This is a genomic window from Syntrophales bacterium, assembly GCA_023229765.1.
Taxonomy (GTDB): Bacteria; Desulfobacterota; Syntrophia; order Syntrophales; family UBA5619; genus DYTH01.
In genome coordinates this window covers 72,064-92,549 of the sequence record JALNYO010000014.1, presented here as the reverse complement: position 1 = coordinate 92,549, position 20,486 = coordinate 72,064, and the positions used below count along the sequence as shown (strand labels likewise).

Annotated in this window: 12 protein-coding genes and 1 tRNA gene; 5 read left to right on the top strand and 8 right to left on the bottom strand. The window is 49.9% G+C overall.

Translation table 11 applies throughout. The features are described 5' to 3' along the window. Positions 1-465 (top strand): UPF0280 family protein (locus M0P74_09480; GenBank protein ID MCK9363810.1); only part of this gene is annotated, 465 nt, incomplete at its 5' end. A gap of 13 nt (positions 466-478) precedes the next feature. Here the strand turns inward: M0P74_09480 and M0P74_09475 are convergent. The 5 genes from M0P74_09475 to M0P74_09455 all read right to left on the bottom strand — a co-directional run bounded on the left by M0P74_09475 (position 479) and on the right by M0P74_09455 (position 4,832). Next, a complete protein-coding gene (locus tag M0P74_09475; GenBank protein MCK9363809.1) occupies positions 479-1,489 on the bottom strand; it encodes a DUF362 domain-containing protein in 1,011 nt (336 codons plus the stop codon). A 26-nt stretch (positions 1,490-1,515) separates the two neighbouring features. After that, the gene (locus M0P74_09470) at positions 1,516-2,838 is read right to left on the bottom strand and encodes an MFS transporter (GenBank protein MCK9363808.1); all 1,323 of its coding nucleotides are present in this window, start codon (positions 2,836-2,838) and stop codon (positions 1,516-1,518) included. Between the two features lie 50 nt (positions 2,839-2,888). Then, positions 2,889-3,914 (bottom strand): alcohol dehydrogenase catalytic domain-containing protein, encoded by a 1,026-nt coding sequence (locus M0P74_09465; protein MCK9363807.1) that lies wholly within the window; start codon positions 3,912-3,914, stop codon positions 2,889-2,891. A gap of 378 nt (positions 3,915-4,292) precedes the next feature. Next, complete coding sequence (locus M0P74_09460; GenBank protein ID MCK9363806.1) at positions 4,293-4,664, bottom strand: PilZ domain-containing protein; 372 nt, start codon at positions 4,662-4,664, stop codon at positions 4,293-4,295. Positions 4,665-4,744: 80 nt separating this feature from the next. Then, a tRNA-Leu gene (locus tag M0P74_09455) sits at positions 4,745-4,832 on the bottom strand. A 226-nt stretch (positions 4,833-5,058) separates the two neighbouring features. Between M0P74_09455 and M0P74_09450 the strand changes: the two genes are divergently transcribed. Continuing rightward, a complete protein-coding gene (locus tag M0P74_09450; protein MCK9363805.1) occupies positions 5,059-6,378 on the top strand; it encodes an amidohydrolase in 1,320 nt (439 codons plus the stop codon). Positions 6,379-6,407: 29 nt separating this feature from the next. On the opposite strand, the gene M0P74_09445 is transcribed toward M0P74_09450, so the two are convergent. Further along, positions 6,408-9,110 carry a glycogen/starch synthase gene (locus tag M0P74_09445; protein ID MCK9363804.1) on the bottom strand — a complete coding sequence of 901 codons (2,703 nt, stop codon included), beginning with the start codon at positions 9,108-9,110 and terminating at the stop codon, positions 6,408-6,410. A 383-nt stretch (positions 9,111-9,493) separates the two neighbouring features. Here M0P74_09445 and M0P74_09440 point away from each other — a divergent pair, with 383 nt between their 5' ends. Beyond that, on the top strand, positions 9,494-10,312 hold the full coding sequence (locus M0P74_09440) for a methyltransferase domain-containing protein (GenBank protein MCK9363803.1): 819 nt from the start codon (positions 9,494-9,496) through the stop codon (positions 10,310-10,312). On the opposite strand, the gene M0P74_09435 is transcribed toward M0P74_09440, so the two are convergent. Further along, positions 10,309-13,164 (bottom strand): PAS domain S-box protein, encoded by a 2,856-nt coding sequence (locus M0P74_09435; protein MCK9363802.1) that lies wholly within the window; start codon positions 13,162-13,164, stop codon positions 10,309-10,311. The two genes, M0P74_09440 and M0P74_09435, sit on opposite strands and share 4 nt — an antisense overlap. Positions 13,165-13,176: 12 nt before the next feature. Next, complete coding sequence (locus tag M0P74_09430) at positions 13,177-15,240, bottom strand: PilZ domain-containing protein (GenBank protein MCK9363801.1); 2,064 nt, start codon at positions 15,238-15,240, stop codon at positions 13,177-13,179. 332 nt (positions 15,241-15,572) lie between these two features. Here M0P74_09430 and hrpA point away from each other — a divergent pair, with 332 nt between their 5' ends. Continuing rightward, a complete protein-coding gene (gene hrpA / locus M0P74_09425) occupies positions 15,573-19,382 on the top strand; it encodes an ATP-dependent RNA helicase HrpA (GenBank protein ID MCK9363800.1) in 3,810 nt (1,269 codons plus the stop codon). 56 nt (positions 19,383-19,438) lie between these two features. Further along, positions 19,439-20,482 carry a hypothetical protein gene (locus M0P74_09420; GenBank protein ID MCK9363799.1) on the top strand — a complete coding sequence of 348 codons (1,044 nt, stop codon included), beginning with the start codon at positions 19,439-19,441 and terminating at the stop codon, positions 20,480-20,482. The last annotated feature ends 4 nt before the right edge of the window (positions 20,483-20,486 follow it).

Here is a 20,486-nt window from a genome sequence, read left to right as displayed (position 1 = left end):
GTTGGGCCGATGGCGGCCGTCGCCGGAGCAATGGCCCAGCTTGCGGTCGAAGCCGCTTTTCGGGCCGGCGCCGAAGAGGCGATTGTGGACAACGGGGGCGACATCTATCTGCAAACCGTCGAACCTGTGCTCATCGGTCTCTATCCGGGCGAATCGGGGAAAATCGGGCAGTTGGCGTTTTCATTGCAGGCTTCCGATACCCCCCTCTCCATCTGTTCATCTTCGGGGAAAATGGGTCACTCGCTGAGCCTGGGCCAATGCGATCTGGCCACCATCGTTGCGAAAGATGCCTCCCTGGCGGATGCCGCGGCGACCCTGGCCGCCAATCTCGTCAAGAAGGTCTGCGATGTGGAGCACGCCCTGAATCAAATGGTTTCGATCGACGGCATCAACGGTGTGATGATTGTCAAAAACGGCCATGTCGGCCTCGCCGGAAAACTCCCCCTGCTGGTCAAGATGCGCTGATCGGCTTCTGAATCTATTTCGCGAAACCTATCTCCCGCGCATAACTGAACTGGCGCTGCCACGGGATGCCGGGGTGGGCGGCATCAAACTTGTCCGGACCGACCATTTTAATGGCCTCCTCATCAACCCCAACCGGATTGTAGCCCCCGATGAAACCATAATCCCCGGCAATTGGGGGATGTTTTCCCTCCAGGCAGTCGCACTCTGTCACTATCTGGATTAGCGCGTTGATAACAATGGATTTTGGGCCGATCAATTTCCATGTAGAGGCAGCCGTTTCCACGAGTTTTTCCTGAAAAACGGAGATGTCCGTTTCCCAGAAGATCTTCAGCGCTGCTTGCGGACAAAGGGCGATGCACTGCGCGCAGCCGATGCATTTATCAAGATCGTAAAGGGGATATTCATCATCTGAAGGCAATACAGCGGCGCCGACCGGGCAGACCTCCTGGCAAATGCCGCAGCGTATGCAACGTTTCTGGATGAGAACAGGGTGAACGTCCGAGTGCATGCGCTGTTTCTGGGCGCGCGATGCCATTCCCATCGAGATATTTTTGATCGAGCCCCCAAAAGATGCTTCCATGTGTCCCTTGAAATGAGAAAAAATGACAAATCCGTCTGTTTCCTTTATTATTCCTGCAACTTGCACAGTATCAAAGTGCCTGCCCGCACTGGGAATGTCCATGACATCCCTGCCATCCAAACCGTCGCCGATCAAAACCGGGCATCCCAGATATTCCTCGGTAAAACCATGTTCGGCAGCAGTTTTGAGGCTTTCGGCGCCGTCTCTTCTTCCGCCGGAGTAAAGCACGGTAGTATCGAAAACAAAAGGTTTTACGCCGACTTCTTTCAGCCAGGCGACTATCTCCCGCGCATACAGCGGGCGAATAAAATTTTCATTGCCCCGCTCTCCCCAGTGCAATTTGATGCCGACCTTGTCGCCGGGGCTGAACGGTTTCGGGAACATAGACAATAAATTGCGCAGCGCTTCCGTTGATTGTCCAGCAGATTTAAAAATATTTTCCATAAATGTTCGTGCCTTTCATTAATAATTCAGCCCCCAGCCTGATCTTCCGCTACCAACGAAACCTTCACAACCTTGTTTAAGTCTCGCTTGTAATATCTTGAACCCCAATAGAAAAGTACAAATGAGAGCAGGGAAATGGCACTGGCCGAAATCAGCGCCGACTTGATCCCGTAGTGATCGGAAAGGGCGCCGGTAACGATAGGACCGAGGGCACTTCCCAGCAGATTCTGGACAACGACGCAAAGCGAGTATGAGACCGCCCGCAGCCCGGGATGAACGACATCCTGGGTCACGGAGATCGCCGATGATGCCCAGGCAATGGAGGCGATTCCCGCCATGAGGAAGACCACGTACTGAAAGACCCCGTTTCTCATAAAATTAAAGGCCGTAATAAAGAGTATCGTTGTCAAAAGTGCGGAAATCGCCGGCAGTAGCAGGCGGGCGTCCGTTCTTTTTTTCATCCAGAGGTCGGAGAGCCATCCCCCGAGCGGCGAACCGATTATGCTTGTCAACATGATGCCGCTCGCCAGCAGGGTCGCCTTTTGCAACGGAAAACCCTGTACCCGCTGAAAATAAGTGGGCAGGAATGTGGACATCGAGATGGAGGTAAACATCATCCCGGCAAAACCAAAATATGTCAAAAGCAAGGAAGGGGTATGGAAAAAGGTTCTCATTATCTCCATTTTTGTCATTTTCTTTTCTTGAATTGCAATTTCACCCGTTTCTTTATCATTAACCCTTGTTTCCAGTCCAACCGTTTTGTAGTCTTTGACGAAGAAAAACAGAACGGCGAGGATCAATCCGGGCAAAGCAACAATCCCAAATACATGCCGCCATCCCCAATGGGCAGCGATTAATCCGCCGAGAACAATGCCCCCCGCCATCCCCAAGGGAATGGACGAGTTCCATATTCCCACCATCGAGGCTCTTCTGTGGGGCGGGTAAATGGCAGAAATCATGGCCGTTCCGCCTGGCGCGTAGCCGGCCTCGCCCAGCCCGATGGCGGTGCGGGCAATAAATAACTGATTGAAATTTTTGGTTATCGCACAGGCTGCCGTCGCCAGACTCCACAAAACGGCCATTATCCCGATGCTTTTTTTGCGGCTCCACCGGTCAACGAGGATGGAGACGGGAAAGGAAAACAGGACAATTGCCCAGTAAACGGCGGAAACCATCGCCCCGCATTGGGCATCGCTCAGACCCCATTCACTTTTTAAAAAGGGAAATGTGGAAACAACCGCCATTCTGTCTATATAATCAAAAAAATAGAGCAGCCATAGGAGAATAAACAGGTAATTTGTGTAAGACTTGGAAAACAGATAACCTTCAGGAACAGTCGCTTTACTCATCTGAGTATCTCCTTCCGCAGCTATTATTTGAACAAAAGCGGTAAAGTTTTCTAAAATTCATCCCCTATTCTCAGCATCACCTTCAGCGCTTCTCCGGTTTTTATTCTTTTTTGGTAGATATGCGGCAATTCATCGAGGGAAATCAGATCTGTTATCAGAGGCAGCGCGTCGAGTTTTTTTTCGGCCATCCACTGCAAGCAGGTCCTGTTTTCCTCGTGCGTATTGGAATAAGCCCCTGTAAAACTAATTTCCTTGAAATTCATATACATTGGCTGAGCTATGGCGATGCCTTTGAAAATTATGCTGATCATGCATATCCTGCCGCCCTTGGCGGCAAGCTCCATCGCCAGTGAAATATTTTCGGCTATGCCGGAACACTCCAGGATCGTTTCAAATCCGACTCCTTTTGTAAATTCGGTGCATTTTGCCGAAATATTTTCGGACAGGGGATCGATGAGAAAATCCGCTCCCGATTGTCCCCCCAACGCCCTCTTCTCTTTGACCGGTTCGGAAAGCACTATCGGGAAATAGCCGAGAATTTTGAGTATTTTCACGGCGGCCAAACCTATTGCCCCGCCGCCCATCACCAGAACGGAACCGCCTGCGGAACCCGCGGTTTTGATGCCGTGCAACGCGACGGCAAACGGTTCCGCCAATGCGGCATTGCGGGAATTTACGCCCTCGGGAATTGGAATGGCCATTTGCGGGTAAATCTTCAGGTATTCGGCAAATCCACCGGGGAGATCCCCGATGCCGATCGTCCTTCTTCCCGCGCTGCACAGGTGGGGCATTCCCCTCAGGCATTCCCGGCAGTTTCCGCAAAAGGTAGGCCTGACGATGATCTTCATCCCTTCAGAAATACCTTTAGTTTTCTTGCCGACTCCTGCGACAACTCCGCTTGTTTCATGCCCGAGTATAGTACCATCGGCCAGGAATCCACTTTCAATCAGGGAGTGATCCGAACCACAGAAGCCGGTATTGACGACCTTGACAACGACAAAATCATCACCCTCTTCCGGAATTGGAACTTCCTCAACAGTCAATCCTCTGTCCTGCCTGTAAATAACTGCTTTCATGGCATATACCTTCCTTTGAGCCAATTGCAAAACTCCCAACGCTGTCATTCCCGCGACGCTTCTGGGCGGGAAAACGAAGTTTAATGTTCATAATCCAGTTTTTAACTATTTGAAATCATGGATGCCCGACAAAAGCATTCGGGCATGACACGGAGTTTTGCAATCACCTCCTTTGTTATAGATAGCGGCGGAGAGAACTTTGAAAATTGTCATTTCGAGGAGCGTTAACGACGAGAAATCGGCATCATTCAGGGGTGTTAAGATTTCTCCCTTCGGTCGAAATGACACGATCATGGCATTATTCAGGTCTCGCGGATAATAGGGACTGTACAAAACATGTAAACAAATTTCTGGTTTGAAAAAACAACCATTGCTATTTCAATCCGGCAGACCGCCAAAGGCATCTGTCTGAAACTCCTGCTCGATAAGATCAGGCTTCACCGTATTATACCGCACAATATTTCTGAGCAAAGAGAAGCTTTCCTCATCCATTGATGCAAAACTTATGGCTGTTTCTCGTGACCCGACCCTTAAAATCTTCGAATCGATAACTATCCGCGATTCGTCATTCAATGACAAAATCACCCGGCAGGGGGCATCCCTCTGAAAAGATGGCCGGGATTTGCAGAGAATGCCGGTCATACTGATATTGACGATCTGCGTTGTGATGGGATTTGTCTCATTAGCGAGTAAAACCCCGATTTCAAAGTGGACGGAAACGCGTGTACGTTTTCTATTGTTTGGCTCCACGGCTATTTATCCTCAGACCTTTTACTCATCTGACGCCTTCTGCCTTTTAAGGAGGGATAGCAAAAATACATAATTTTATGTGGTGCCTGGGGCGGGAATCGAACCCGCACAACCTCAAGGATCGAGGGATTTTAAGTCCCTTGCGTCTACCAGTTCCGCCACCCAGGCAATACCTTGAAGGATGATGTCTATATTCTTTCTTGAAAATGGTGTCAAGAATTTCATTCTCAACGCATTTTGATTGATTTTTCCGTTTGCCTGTGCAAAAGCCAGCGGCTATGGATGGATCGTCCCAATAAAAACATTGCCATGAAGGCTCCGGGCAAGCAGGCGTGACAGAAATGATCGAGTAAAACCTTTACATGAGTTAATCTTTCCTCTGGAGGGTGGTGTTATGCAAATCGTTGATACAATTATTCTGGGAGGACGGGTTCTCCTGATGGATGATATAAACACCGTTCTGCCCGAAGGAGCGGTTGCGATAGAGGGCGAAAATATCGTCGCCGTTGCCCCGGTTGCGGAAATAAAAAGCCGTTTCACGGGACATCAGGAGATTGAAGCTCAAGATTCGCTGGTGATGCCGGGGCTGATAAACTCTCACACCCATGCGGCAATGACCTGTTTCCGCGGAATCGCCGACGACATGGAATTGATGGAATGGCTGAACCGCTACATCTTTCCGGCCGAGGCGCGAAATGTTGATCCGGAGCTTGCCTATCGGGGAAGCCTTCTGGCCTGCGCGGAGATGATCCGCTCCGGGACGACGACATTTTGCGATATGTACATCTTCGAGGAAGAGACAGCCCGTGCGGCCAAGGAAGCGGGCGTGCGCTGTCTGGTCGGAGAGGTTCTTTTTGATTTTCCTTCGCCGAATTTTCAGACGCCGGAAGAAGGGTTATTGTACACAAGGAAACTACTGGAGAAATGGGCCGGCGATTCGCTGGTGCGGATCGTCGTCGAACCGCACTCTCTTTACACCTGCTCCCCTTCCCTGCTCAAAGATGCCAAAGCGCTTGCCGATGAATTCAGGGCGCCCTATGCAACGCATCTGCTTGAAAACAGGACGGAAGCAAAACAGCTCCAGGAAAAATTCGGCAAACCGGCAATGAAATTTCTCGAAGAGATCGGCTTTCTGAGCGAGCGCTTCACCGCCTTTCACTGTGTGGCAATGAATGAAGAAGATATCCGGGTCTTTGCCGATCATGGCTGCCGGGTAGTGCATAATCCGGAAAGCAACATGAAACTTGCCTCTGGCATTGCTCCGGTAGTGGCAATGCGTAAACAGGGCATCCCCGTTGGACTGGGAACCGACGGCTGCGCAAGCAACAACGATCTGGACATATTTCACGAAATGGATACGGCGGCAAAGCTGGCCAAGGTCGCCTCTCTTGATCCAACCGCTCTGCCGGCGCTCGACGTGATAAGAATGGCAACCTGCGAAGGCGCCCGCGCCTTGGGGCTGGAACATGAAACCGGTTCGCTGGAGGTCGGTAAAAAGGCTGACATCATTATCATCGGGTTAAACGAGCCGCACCTGACCCCGCTCTACAATGAATATTCACAGATCGTCTATGCGGCAGCCGGCGCCGATGTGGATACCGTATTCATTAACGGCAAGATGGTCATGCGGAACAGAAAACTGCTGACAATCGACGAACAGGAGGCGATGGAGCGGGTAAGAGATATTGCCGTGCGGGTTCGAAAAAGCCTGTAACCCGCAGAAGGCATGTTTTTTATGTTTTACTAAACGAGCGGACGTCCGCCGTTGAGCTTTTCGTAAATGGCGATATATTCGGCGATCATGTGTCCGAGGCTGTAGCGCTCCCGCGCATATCGCATAATTGTTATGATATGCCGCCTTCTTACTTCCGCTGGATGCCGGTGAAAAGCGACGCTTTTTTCCAGACCGTACCACAATCCGCCGGCGTCATAATCATGGAAAAGAAAGCCGTTGCCGAAATCAAGCGAAGCTCCGTCTTCCTGAAGCCGCAATTCATGTATTTTGTCATGGTAGCCCCCGGTGTCGCGGTTAGTGGCTGTCGCTCCGAAGATGTTTCCAACCTGGTCAATCTGTCCACACGGCTCATACAGCGACGCCCCGAATACATCATGTGCGGCGGCATAACCCAGAAGCGACAAGGCCTCATCAAAGGGTTGATAAGCGATCCGTCCTCCGGAAGCGTAGGCAATTCTCCCTAAAATATCCACATGCGTCCGATCGGCGCCGATTCCGTCGCCAACAAAGGCAAATTGCACATCTTGGTGCGTTTCGGCAAATTTCTGGACAATCTGTTCGATAAGCTCCACCCCTTTTTGAAAGGCATCCAGGCGGGAAGGCCAGTAAAGAAGGATCGCCTCCGGGTCATCTCTCAATCCCATTCTCCGCTGGAATTCGAGCATATTTTTCTGTTTTGCCTCTATTACATCGTCGTCAGGGCCATATTTTCGGACCAGCGCTTCGCAATGTTCCGGATACATAAGCGAGGAGGGGGCATTGATGATAGAACGCACAACGCCATGCCGGAACTTCTCCTTAACCTCGTTGCGGACGCTTTGCGGCACCAGCTCCCTGTCTAAAAAATAATCCTCCACGACCTCCTGTAAAAACCGCTCGCCCACGAAATTGATCATCGTCGCGTTTTTTATTGCCGTCGCCTGGGCGTCAATACAGGGCTTGCCGTCTTTTTCCGAGCGATACATCAGCTCGCCTATCCTGTCCATATCGATTCCCTCAAAAAGATCAAACGGAATCAGCGAGGTAAAGATGTTATGCACCGTGTGCAGAATGGGCAGTCCGGTTGCTTTGGCATAGGCAACTATTGCGCCTCCCGCCATCCAGTCGTGCGTGTGCAGGATCAGACGGTTGCCACTCTGGGCGCGTACGGTTTTGATGATATTTTTTATGGTCTCCTTCTGGAATTCCGCCGCCGTGGCAATCGGATCGCCGGAATAGGCGCTCAGGTTATCGGCGAAGAGCGAGGAACTGATCAGGTGGATATTTTCCGGATCAATCCGGTAGCGCGCCTCCCGCCATTGCACCTCGCTCATCTGCAACTCGCGCTGGAAACGCTTTTTGAGATTCAATATGGCAAGATGCACCTCCAAACCCCGCTCGGTAAGACCCTCGCACAAAGCGGAGACAACCTCACCCTGGCCGCCGCTCTTTCCGGAGATGAACCGGGCGAGGTTCCCCATATCCTCCGGCAGCCTGCCTGTTTCCGGAGAGATGATCAGGATGGCAGTTTTTTCCCGTTTTTTGATCACATCAAAGCGCTTTACGGCAACCTCAAGTTTATCGATCTTCCTGGTGAGAATATGGGTAGGTTGGGCGATCGAACCGCCATAAGGGTTGAAATAGGCATGGACGGCGTGGTCTTCGCCAATCCTTTCATGCAGGAAATAGACGTGATCCGAGGTTGTCAGATACCGCCAACGCTTGAGAAGATCTCCCCCCGCTCTTTTGGCATGATTCTCCAGCCTTTCAATATCCTTAAACAGTTCATACTGAGTCGGGTTTCCGAGCCAGCCGAAGGTGTCGCGGCCGGCATCCGCCCAAGAGGAGGTGGAAAGTCCGTGGATGTCGACAACCGGACAGTCAACATCACGAAATTGAAGGCCTATTTCGGTTGGTGTCGCCGGCACGATGTTGGGATAATTTTTTAAGGCGCCGGGCAGCCCCTTCCAGAAATCAAAAATGCCAGACTCTTCCCAGATATGCTCGCCAATATGTTCAAAATCATATCCGAGCAGTACCACCTCTCCATCAATCAGAGAAAGATAACGCGCGTATTGATCGGGACTGATTGGATTGTGAGGAAACCTGAAGGCAATATCATCGCTCAATTCCCGATTGCGCGGGATAACTATCATCTCGGTGTTTTGAGCTCGGAAAACAGTGTTAGGGGAAATCACTTCGCCATCCCGTCTGTACATGTCGTCGCGCTTCTCGCACAGCATAGCCTTGTAGCCCATCTCGGCCACGACCCCGGCGATGTCGTTGTTGTACATGAGTTCGGTATTGCGAAAGGAGGTCGGAAAAATGCCGAAGACCCTTTTTATCATCTCCCGGTGCAGCAGGATCTGCGCCAGGAACTCCTTTTTCTTGGGGTCTTCGAACAGGCTGGTAAGCGAGTGGTAATAGGTCTCATCGAGTATTTCCACCTGGCTTCCGCTGGCGCCGGCATCCATCAATTCCTGCAGCGCGCCGACCACATCCGGACGGTACTGCTCGGCCTGCTCAAGGAAGGTTCCCGACAACCCCAGGGCGATCTTGAACGAGGGATTTTCTTTAACAAGCTGCACGAACATCCGTACGGCGGGAAGATAGCACTTGTCGGCTACCTTGATGAATACCTCCCGGTTCTTCTCTTCCCAGAGGAATTTATCGCCGTCGGGATGGAGGCGAAAAGGCTGGTGAAGCTGGAAGTAAAAAGCGACAAGCGGCATGTCAAGCCTCCCCGAGAATTATAACGATTGAATTCATTACTGTTTAGACTTATAGAAGAATCTCCGGCTAAAATCAACAGATAAGAAACATGAATCGCGGCAGGGGGTGTGCGACAAATTTATGGGTAGAGCAGTTTTTCACCCCTCTTTAGCAAAGAGGGGTTGGGGGAGATTTGATGGAGAATAAATATCCCCTTGCTTTTATTATGAATCCCCCCTGCCCCCCTTTTCCAAAGGGGGAATAAGTTTCTGCAAGTATATGATACCCACATTTTTGTCGCAGACCCCGCGGCATGTTTACTGTTGTCTCCTGCAAGCTTGTTGTGCTATGGGGGCCGTGCCAATTTCATCTGAAATGTTCAGGCGAAAATCAAGGAGAAATTATGCAGACAAAAAGCGATTATCTGATGGAAAACAGTGAAGAGGCCCTGCGCCTCAGTCAGAAAACTGATCCGGACGCGGTGCGCAAGCAGGCCGCCTGGTGCGGCATCAAGGCCGGTCTGCGGGTGCTCGATTTCGGCTGTGGGCCGGGAGTGACAACGGATGTTTTCCGCGAAATGGTTCAGCCGGGGGGGAGCGTCGTAGGCATGGATTTTTCCGAGGAGCGCATTGCCGACGCCACCTGCAGTTATGGAGGCAAGCCAGGAATCGATTTTGTCCTCCGCGACCTCAGAAAACCTATACGGGATATCGGTACATTTGATATAATTTGGGTACGCTTCGTACTTGAATATTTTCGCAAAGAAAGCAAAGAGATCGTGGAAAATTTAAAAAATCTGCTTAACCCCGGTGGATGGCTCTGCCTGCTTGATCTCGATTACAACTGTCTGAATCATTACGAACTTCCCGAGTCGATGCAAGACATTTTGCCCAAACTGATGGCGCTTCTTGATGAAAAATACAATTTTGACACCTTTGCCGGGCGAAAGCTCTATTCTTATCTTTTTGACGGACAATATGAAAATTTACAGGTGGAATTGATGGCACATCACCTCATTTACGGTAAGGCCAGGGAAACGGATGTATTCAACTGGACAAAGAAAATCGAAGTCACCGCGGATCGTCTGCAACCTCTTTTCATGGATTATCCGGGCGGAATTGAACAATTTAAAGATGATTTCAGAAGATTTTTTGCCGATCCCCGACGTTTTACCTATACTCCGCTTATCATGTGCAAAGGGATGAAACCTTATAGAAATTAAACTTGAGCATCAAGTAATTCTCTGATTTTTTGATTTAGTTCATCGATTCTGTAGGGCTTGCGAATAAACGCTGTTGCTCCTGAATCCATAATTCCTTTCTTTTTTTTGTCCTCAATAAACCCGCTTGCCATAATCACCTTCATATCCGGATATGTTTTCAGCACCTCCTGGAGGCACTTGCTTCCCCCCATTCCGGGCATCATCACATCCATAATAATCAGCTCTATTTCCCCTCGTTTCTCCAGCAGCACATCCAGCGCTTCTTCCCCGGAGGAGGCGGTAAGAATGTCGTACCCGGAAAGGGAAAGGAGTTCCTGTCCTGTTTCAAGCAGGGAAGTCTCATCATCAACGAGGAGAATTCTCTCTCCTCCTCCCATCTTCTCGATAGAGAGATGATTGTCTTCTTTTTCATCAGGCGCAACGGCAGCGTCAATGGCCGGCAGATAGAATTCAAAAGTCGTCCCCTTGCCTGTTTCACTGTGACAGAAGATATAGCCGTCGTGGTTCTTGATTACCCCATAAACAACAGCCAGCCCAATCCCCGTTCCTTTGCCTACCGCCTTGGTGGTATAAAAGGGTTCAAAAATGTGTTCGAGCACATTTGGTTCGATCCCGGAACCGGTGTCAGAAACACGTAAAACGACATAACTTCCGGGGATTACCCTTACTGAAGAAGATTCAAGAGGTTTTTCCAGATCGACATTTGCCGTTTCAATTTTCAGCGTTCCGCCCTCGGGCATAGCATCTTTCGCGTTTACCGCAAGATTGAGGATTACCTGTCCGATCTGCCCCGCATCGCCATTGACAGTCCGCAGGTTGTCGGCAAGCTCGTAGTCTATCTTGATATTCTTCGGAAAAGTGCCAAACAGAAGTTCTGCGCTATTTTTGATCTCCCTGTTCAAATCGAGAGGACGCAGACTGCTTTCCATCTTTCTGCCGAACATCATCATCTGCCTGACAAGATCGGCGCCCCGGCCTGTTAATTCATGAATGCTGCGTAGATACCTCCAATCCGCGTCAGTTTCATGCTTCCGGCACTTCAAAATTTCGGCGTAAGAGCCGATAGCCTGCAATATGTTGCTAAAATCATGGGCAATTCCCCCGGTGAGCTTGCCGATAGCATTCATTTTCGAGGTGTGGCGGAGCTGCTCCTCAAGGCGGCGCTGCTCGGTGATATCCTTAAGAGTGCCAGTTATTCCCGTCATTTCTCCTGTGCCATTGATATTCGGCGCAGCACTGATCGTAAACAGCCGCTCCTCACCGTCCCTTGTCAAGAGCTTCCCGTTAAAATGTTTTATGGTTTCATGGCCATGTATGATGTTTTTAAAAAGTTCGGTGAAGATGCCGATATCCTCTTTGCGGATAATTTCGGAGAAAGGTTTCCCGACAATCTCTTCCGGAGAATAGAACAAATTTTCCTTCACCGCCGGGTTGACGTAGGTAATCACAGCCCTGTTGTCAACCGTGTAGATTATATCCGGGGAGTTTTCACTCAGGGCGCGGAAACGTTCCTCGCTTTCCTTGAGTTTGCAGTGGCTCCTGGCGTTATTAAGACTGATCGCTATTTGCGTTGCGATCCCCATCAGCATGTTGACCCCGCTTTGTCCGAGCGGCCGGCTTGACTTGTAATTGTCGACCGCGAGAACCCCCTCCGAAATGCCCTCATAGACGATGGGAACACAGATAAATGAACTTGTGCCCAGTTTTTCGGCAAATTCAATTCCCCGCGGGGAGAAGTTATGTTTGATGTCATTTATGTCACTGACAAGGATAGGGGTTTGTTTAACGAAGGAGGCAACAAAAGGCCCCCGGGAATCGGGGTTGTTGAGATGAAAGGCTGTGTCGTGCAGAACCTTTTCCAGTTCAGGCGCGTATCCGTATCCGGTCGCATAGACGAGATTTGTCCTGCCGGCATTTGCAAGCATTATCATGCCCCGGTCGAAGTTCAGTCTTTTTCCCAGGGTCTCTCCGATCACTTCGAGAAGCCTGTCGATATCGAGGGTATTTGATACAGCTTGACCAATCTCCTGAACGAGCAAGGAATTTTCATAACTCTCCGTTATCTGGTCGAGAAATCGGCTGGCGGTGTCTCCCTGGCGCTCTATTTTTTCGTAGAGCTCCCTTTTTTCAGTGATCTGACTGTAATAAGATAAACCAACCAGAATTCCGGCAAGGATAACGGCGCATTCGGCAAATTGCAGCGGGGAGAGGAGAAAACCGCAGACGATAGCCAGCGCTATCGAAGGAATGGCCAGATAATTCCTGGCACGCCTCAGTTTAAGATAAAAGGGCTCCTCCCAGCTTATTGTATAAACACAACTGCTTCCTCCCCCCTTGTGGATGCAGACAGGATGTTCCACCACCGGCAATTTACCTGTAAACAGTTTCGCGATTGCCTCAAAACTGCCGATCCTGTTGTCGCATTGGTAGGGTTTGTCTTCCACGCCGTTCAAAATTTTTACTGCTATCTCCACCTTGTTGCGACCTGTTTTTTCCACTGCGTAAGAAGTACCCCTGTTCATGTAAGCGGCAACCTTGGGGACTCTCAGATAGGCTTGCGTCGGGGTAATGAACCCGAGCAGAAACTGCCGGATTATGCCAAAAGACTGGGAGGTCGACATGTACCTCCCCGCCTCCCTGAATAGCGAGGGGTCGTTGGTCTGCAGCATTAAGGCGTCATGAAAGGCATCCACCTGCCTCTGTGTCAGCCAGTGGCCTTCATCCTCGAGTTCATAGGACTCAATTCCGGAATCGGAGATCAGCTTCTGGATATCAACCTCTGGTCGGAATTTAATTAGATATTCGAGATAAGTGTAAATAATCCTACTGTTATAAAGCCGTGGTTCACCCATACTGTCCCTTCATTACAGCCTTATTCTGAATTTACGACCAAGATATTCAATAAATTCGTTCCCATATTGCATATCAAGTATCCACAAGACGTACTCTTTAGTATGCAAGCCTAAATTGTTTTTATAAGCGTATTCTGCCGGATAAATCATCAACGATAGGGCTTCATCAGGTTTAATATTTCTGATTTGTGATACAGCGGCAAAAATTATTTCGGGGTTAACGTTTTCGTCCGCAACAAAAATTTTGAGTCCATTCAAGAGATTCGACAAGTTCAATCCCATATCCGATTTTTCGTCAATGATAAAAGCTTTGGGGGCGTTTATATGGTACAAAATATACATTTTCCATCCGCGCGTAAACCCGGATACCGAAAAAGTTTCCTCAAGAGAGGGAGATTCTGTGGGTTTTTGACGTTTAACGATGGAGGGAAACAGACCGCCTGAATTATTCCGGTTAAACTGCTGAAAATCAAAAGAGTCACAATCATTGCATTCTTTCAGAAACCAGTCAGAGGGAAGTTCCCAAAGAGTTTTCCCTACCGGGTATGTCATGTAAGCAAACAGGTTAACAGAGCAATGCCGGAAATTGCCGTGATAATCGGCAAACCCGCCGAATATTTTCTCGGGAAATTTGTTGCCTGGACGAAAATACGTGATGGCAAAGTCCATATTTGCCGACGGCAAATGGTTAACATCATTTAAATAATATATCATCTGTTTCAACACCGCCAGACCTATCGGCCTTCCTCCCATCGGCCGAGCGGCCAAGTGGTGAATCATCCAGGTCCTTTCGTATGCCCTCAGCATGGATATATGTCCGTAAATATGTCCGTTTTTCTGGTAGGTAAAATAACTGGCGATATCCGGAGCCTCTTCATAAAGCCTTTTGTAGATATCCTTAAACTCATCCTTGAAGGTTTGAATTAATGTATATTTTTGAGGGTAAATAAAATCGGTATCAAAAAAGAATTCCCATAGTTCATCCAAGCTTACCTTATTCAACATGCCTTCGTCAGCGCTATTGGCGTTATTCAAAATCTGAAAAAGTTTTCTATAGTTTGTCAGATCCATATCAAGAATGGCTATTCCGAAACGAACGCCATCGTTTTCAGTGCGGCGATAGATAACCTGAACCTTGCAGTGTATATCCAGAATACCGGCATAAGAAATTGACATTTGGGGAATGATCATGCCTGTAAACAGTACAATCTCCGAAGATTGGTCGAATAGGGAAAAGCCGGATGTGGATACATCGAAAATTAGATGTTGCATTGTTTTCTTTGTAAAGGGATGCTCAAAAATCGCATGAAGGGGCGGGGAACCTTGCCTTCGGGGGTTTCGCAGAGCTTTCGGGCTGAATCTCTGGATCATGTTATCAATGGGTGAGAAAACTATCTCCCTATTTGCACCATCATGTTTTTCGTACAGTGACTTACAATTGCCTGAATAAAAAACATCTTTCCCCTCGTACAGACGGACCTGCGACGGAACCGCGTTGTTGAACCAACGAAACGAAGAGGGAGGCGCAGCACAGACACGGACGCGAAATGCATTGGGGGTAAAATCTATCAATGAACCGGAAGCTTGGAAACCGTTTTGCCACAAATCTGCCTTCACGCCCTTACTTATGAAACGTGGATACAGCCTGTCGCTTATAAGAAAACTGGCCTCGGGCAATGGTATTGATAGCCCCTGCTCCAGAGCCTCAATTCTTTCAACTGGGACAAGAATAACTGACTGGTCATAAGAAACAACAAGATAGTTAAATTTATACTGGTCGAAGTTAGATACTGTCAAAGTATTCTGACCCCACCGGCATACCAACATCTCCCCTAAACAAGCTTCCGAAAACAGTTTGACAAGGATTTCATCCTGGAAAGATGGATGGCTAATCATCAGGTTAAGATGTTCACCCTTGAAATGTTTGTAGTTGAGAATATTAGTGAGCTTTTTCTGATCGATTTTTACCGCTGTTGATATAGCTTTTAGCAGCTCATTGTGTTTGAATAACCATGGTTGCAACACTTCTTTTTCGCCAATATTGCCATCCACGTTATCTTTTTTAATGTCAGTCATTATCTTCTCAATATTGTTAATGCTTGTTGATTTTCCGCATCGAGAAACACGTTAGATCGTTTCGGGTTTATAAAGAGTGTTCCGATCCATTGCAAGTGAAAATTTACTTTATCCATCAGCGGACAACCTTGCCATCTGCAAGGGGAATGAAACCGCGCTGAGCGAAAGGTTGTCTTAAACATAAATCGGCTTTGAGTTTCTCGACAAAAACAGGTATTAAACCGCCGCGAATAGAATCAACGGGTAAAAGGAAGATGGAAATTTTGCAAACAGACAAGGAATCACCGAGGTCAAAAGAACACCGAAGACCGTTTGCGGCCCGCCGCGTTATTATGCCGCGGCTCTTATACCCGCTGGAGCTGCCGATCCTGGAGCGGAAGGATGAGATTATCGCCGCTCTCAAAAAAAATCCGGTTATTGTGGTAACTGGGGAAACCGGCTCCGGGAAAACAACCCAGATACCCAAATTCTGCATCGAAGCGGGCCGGGGGCGAACCGGCATGATCGCCTGCACGCAGCCGCGGCGAATTGCCGCGATCGCCGTTGCCCGGAGAATCGCCGAGGAGATGGGAGAAGAGGTTGGCCGTTCGGTCGGCTACAAGATACGCTTTGACGATCACACCCCGCCCGGCGCCGCAATTAAGATAATGACCGACGGCGTCCTCCTGATGGAGACACATAGAGATCCGCTGCTCAGGAGATATGACACGATCATCGTCGATGAGGCGCATGAAAGAAGCCTCAACATCGACTTTGTTCTCGGTATTTTAAAAAATATCCTGATGAAACGGGATGACCTGCGCGTCATCATCACCTCGGCGACGATCGACACCGAAAAGTTTTCCGAGGCATTTGACAAGGCGCCGATCATCGAAGTTTCCGGAAGGGTGTACCCGGTACAGGTACGCTACTCGCCCCCAGACCGCGATTCCGAAGAGCAGGGCGAGGGAAACTACATCGAAGCTGCGGTTCAGGCGGTTGATGAGCTGGTGCGGAAAAAGGAACGGGGCGATATCCTTATTTTCATGCCGACAGAACAGGATATCCGGGAAACCTGTGAACTGCTGCAGGGACATCTGGGCGAAGATGCCGTTATCCTGCCGCTATTTTCCCGCCTTAGCCGTATGGAACAGCAACGGGTCTTTCAGCAGACAATCCAAAGGCGAATCGTCGTTGCGACGAACGTTGCGGAAACATCCCTCACCATTCCCGGCATCCGGTTTGTCATCGATACCGGGCTCGCCAGGATCTCCATCTATAACCCTCGCTCCCGCACCGCGGGGCTTCCCGTCCGGCCGATTTCCAAAAGCAGCGCCGATCAGCGCCAAGGCCGCTGCGGACGGGTCGCAAGTGGCGTCTGCATCCGTCTTTACTCGGAAGAGGAGTACCTGGCCAAACCCCTTTATACCCCCCCGGAAATACTCCGCGCGAATCTTGCCGGGGTTATTCTCCGGATGCTCGCCCTGGGGCTCGGAGACATCAGCGCCTTTCCCTTTATCGACAAGCCCGCCCCGAAGAGCATCAAGGACGGATTGGAGACGCTCCAGGAACTCAAGGCGGTGGAGCATTTGATGGGGCCGCAGGGCAATGGGGAGCCCTGGCATTTAACAAAAATGGGGAAAATTATGGCCAGTTTGCCGATCGATCCCCGTATCGCCAGGATCATTATCGAGGCGAAAAAAGAGAATTGCCTCCGGGAGGTCATTGTAATCGCCGCCGCCCTGACCATTCAGGACCCGCGGGAAAGACCGCTGGAAAAGGAAAAGGATGCCGATCGGGCCCATACCCCGTACAAGGACCCTGCCTCGGATTTCATTTCACTCTTGAAGATATATGATCATGTTTACGGCGCCGCCGACGGCGAAAAGTCACAAAACCGGCTCCGCAAATTATGCCGCGACAACTTCCTCTCCTGGCGCCGCATTCGGGAATGGCGAGATATTTACAGCCAGCTCACGACCATCCTTACGGAAAACAAATTTCTCACTCCTTTGGAAACGGGCGAAGGGGCAGATAAAATATCCCCCGACAATAAAAACGGCTCCCCCAAAAACCGCCTCGCATCTGAAAATCGAAGCGGCGCCGCTGTTTACATGGCTATCCACCGCTCGATACTTAGCGGTTTTCTTGGACATATCGCCTTTAAAAAGGAAAAAAACCTCTACACGGCAACTCAGGGAAGGCAGGCGATGGTATTTCCCGGCTCCGGTCTCTTCAACCATGGCGGCAACTGGATAGTTGCAGCGGAACTAATCGAAACATCAAGACTTTTTGCCAGAATCGTTGCCAATATAGACAGTGCATGGATTGAGGAGTTGGCCGGAGACCTCTGCCACCATACATATTTTGCCCCGCATTGGGAGAAGAAGCGCGGCGAGGTTGTAGCTACAGAGCAGGTTACCCTTTTCGGCCTGACAATCGTTGCCGGCCGACCGGTTTCTTACGGAAAAATCGATCCCGCAGAGGCATCCCGGATATTCATCCGCGGCGCTCTTGTTGAGGGAGAGGTAAATTCTCCCCTCCCCTTCCTGGTCCGCAACCAGGCGTTGATCAAGAAAATATCCGACATGGAAGAAAAAATCCGCCGGCACGACCTGCTCGTCGGCGAGGAGGAAATTGCCCGCTTTTATGAAGATCGCCTGCCGGGGATTTTCGATATCAGAACGCTCCAGCGGCTGGTGCGCGACAGTGGGGACGACTCCTTCCTGCTGATGAAGGAGGAAGACCTGCTGGTCAAGGAACCGGATTCCCACGAAATCGAGCTCTATCCCGATTCAGTTTCCGCAGCGGGCTGGAAACTGGAATGCAACTATCGTTTTGCCCCCGGGAAACCCGAGGACGGCATAACTCTGAAAATTCCAGTGCAATCCGTTTCTTCTGTGCCGGCAGCCTCTCTTGACTGGGGGGTGCCCGGCCTTCTGCAGGAAAAAATCGCCGCCCTGCTGCGCTCGCTTCCAAAGGAATACCGCAAAAAACTTATGCCGTTGACTAATACGGCAGACATAGTTTTAAAGGAGATGCCCCGCGAGGGTCGCCTGCTTTCAACCCTTAGCCGTTTTCTCCATGACCGGTTCGGGGTGGATATCCCCGCCTCATGCTGGCAGCTTGCCAATGTCGAAGAAAGGCTCAATCTTCGGTTTTCCGTCGTCGATGCCAAGGGTCGGGAAGTCGCGGCAGGCAGAGACCTCTCGCTATTTGAAAGGAAGTTTGACGATGCTGAAGGGGATAGGGCTTTAGCCAGAGCGCGCGCGGCCTGGGAAAAAACGGGACTGATTACATGGGATTTCGGGGATATTCCGGAAAATATTGTGATCGAGGAACATGGCAGCAAACCGTTTGTCCTCTACCCTGCCCTGGAGGCTGCCGGCGATGCGGCTTCACTGCGCCTCTTCAAGAGTTCTCAGGAGGCAAATGCCATTCACCTCGCGGGGGTTAAAGCCCTTTTTACCTTGCATTTCCCGAAGGAGCTGCGCGCTCTGCACAAGTCCCTCTCACCCAGCGGAGAGCTCAAAATGCCCGCTGCCGCCTTTGGAGGGACGAAAAGTCTGGAAAACGCCCTCTATGAAAAGGTGCTGAATGATCTTTTTGCAGTTGACATCCGCACAGAGCGAGCTTTCTATTCGCATGCGCAAAAAGTCCAACCCCTTATTCTGCCAAAGGGGGAGGAGATAATCAAGATTGCTGCACCCGTCATAAAGGCGCTCTACGAGGTTACTGAAAAATTTCGCAAGCTGGAAGCCGCCAATGGCTCCAATCGCCCTTTTCTCAATTTTCTTACTGGTTTGCGCAATGAACTGGATCGCCTTGTTCCCGCCGACTTTCTGATTAAATACGATGAAAAGCGGCTTGCGCAGATCGTCCGTTATCTCCGTGCGCTGATTATTCGTGCGGAAAAGGGCGCTGTTCATCTGGAAAAGGCCCTCACCCGGGGGGGTGAAATACGGGCGTTGGAGGATATTTTAAGGGATCTCTCGGCTATGCCGCAACCCTCTGCAGAAGAAAAGCTCACCGCCCTCGAAGAACTCCACTGGATGATCGAGGAATACAAAGTATCGGTTTTTGCACAGGAATTAAAAACGCCATTCCCCGTCTCCCGAAAACGTCTGGATGCCAGGATCGAAGAAATACGGAGAATGGTTTGACAAGCGCCAACTTTGCGGTTAGAAGCATCAATATGAAAAAATAGGAGAAGTTGCTTATGAAGAGTGCCATGCCGTTTTCCGGTAATCTTATGACAACGGGAATGGGAATCCTCCCGCATAAATATCTTGACGACGCCATGGAACTTGTGATGAGCCTTGATATCCCCTTCTGGCCGCAACTGCCGAAGATTAATTATTACGAGGATATGTATGTTCAGGCCACGGAAAAATTCCCAGGCATTATCGTGGAGCCGGAAGCCGCAAAGATTCATTTCAATACGGAAAAGTTTTATCTTGAGCTTGAGGATGTGCTGAACAATTTTGAAAACGAGAGTTTCTTCCGTATTACTCCGCAATATTCGGCAACTTATCACCGCTTTCTCGCAGCAGATTTGTCACCTTACAAGGCGATTCGCGGGCAGCTCGAAGGCCCGGTCAGCGTTGGCCTGGCGATTCTCGATGAAAACAGACAATCCATTATTTACAATGACGAGGTGCGCTCGCTCCTCTTCGATTTCATGGCGCGCAAGGCGAATTGTCAGCTTCACGAACTGAAGGAAAAGAACCCCAAGGCGTTTCTTTTCATTGATGAACCGGGGCTTCAGTACATCTTCAGCGCGATGTCCGGCTACTCGAATGATCAGGCCAAAGGAGACATGAATGGGTTTTTTGCGCAGATCGAACACCCCCGCGGGGTGCACCTCTGCGGGAACCCCGATTGGGATTTCCTCCTTAACCTCGATATCGATATCCTTTCCTTCAACTCCTACAATTTAGGTGAGATATTTGTAAAATACCGTGATGGGATAAAGAGATTTCTCGATTCCGGGAAAATGTTGGGATGGGGAATTGTGCCGGCCAACCATGAAGAGTTCGATATCGAAACGGAGGAAGGTCTCTTCCATCGGATTGAAAAACTATGGGCTGAGCTTCAGAAATCGGGGTTCGACTTGGAACAGATACTTTCCCAGAGCATTCTGATGCCGGCAACCTGCTCCCTGATTAATCCCGATGGGGCAAGAACCGTTGATAAATCTTACAGTTCTTTAAAGAAGCTCTCCGGTCTGCTCCGGGAGAAGTATCTCGGAAAGCAGGAGTAAGGCA

Bases quoted from the DNA above. Each gene is read 5' to 3' on its own strand.
- M0P74_09440 (MCK9363803.1), top strand. From the start codon at position 9,494: ATGCAGACAAAAAGCGATTATCTGATGGAAAACAGTGAAGAGGCCCTG.
- M0P74_09465 (MCK9363807.1), bottom strand. From the start codon at position 3,914: ATGAAAGCAGTTATTTACAGGCAGGACAGAGGATTGACTGTTGAGGAA.
- M0P74_09470 (MCK9363808.1), bottom strand. From the start codon at position 2,838: ATGAGTAAAGCGACTGTTCCTGAAGGTTATCTGTTTTCCAAGTCTTAC.
- hrpA (MCK9363800.1), top strand. From the start codon at position 15,573: ATGCCGCGGCTCTTATACCCGCTGGAGCTGCCGATCCTGGAGCGGAAG.
- M0P74_09430 (MCK9363801.1), bottom strand. From the start codon at position 15,240: ATGACTGACATTAAAAAAGATAACGTGGATGGCAATATTGGCGAAAAA.
- M0P74_09445 (MCK9363804.1), bottom strand. From the start codon at position 9,110: ATGCCGCTTGTCGCTTTTTACTTCCAGCTTCACCAGCCTTTTCGCCTC.
- M0P74_09435 (MCK9363802.1), bottom strand. From the start codon at position 13,164: ATGGGTGAACCACGGCTTTATAACAGTAGGATTATTTACACTTATCTC.
- M0P74_09420 (MCK9363799.1), top strand. From the start codon at position 19,439: ATGAAGAGTGCCATGCCGTTTTCCGGTAATCTTATGACAACGGGAATG.
- M0P74_09475 (MCK9363809.1), bottom strand. From the start codon at position 1,489: ATGGAAAATATTTTTAAATCTGCTGGACAATCAACGGAAGCGCTGCGC.
- M0P74_09450 (MCK9363805.1), top strand. From the start codon at position 5,059: ATGCAAATCGTTGATACAATTATTCTGGGAGGACGGGTTCTCCTGATG.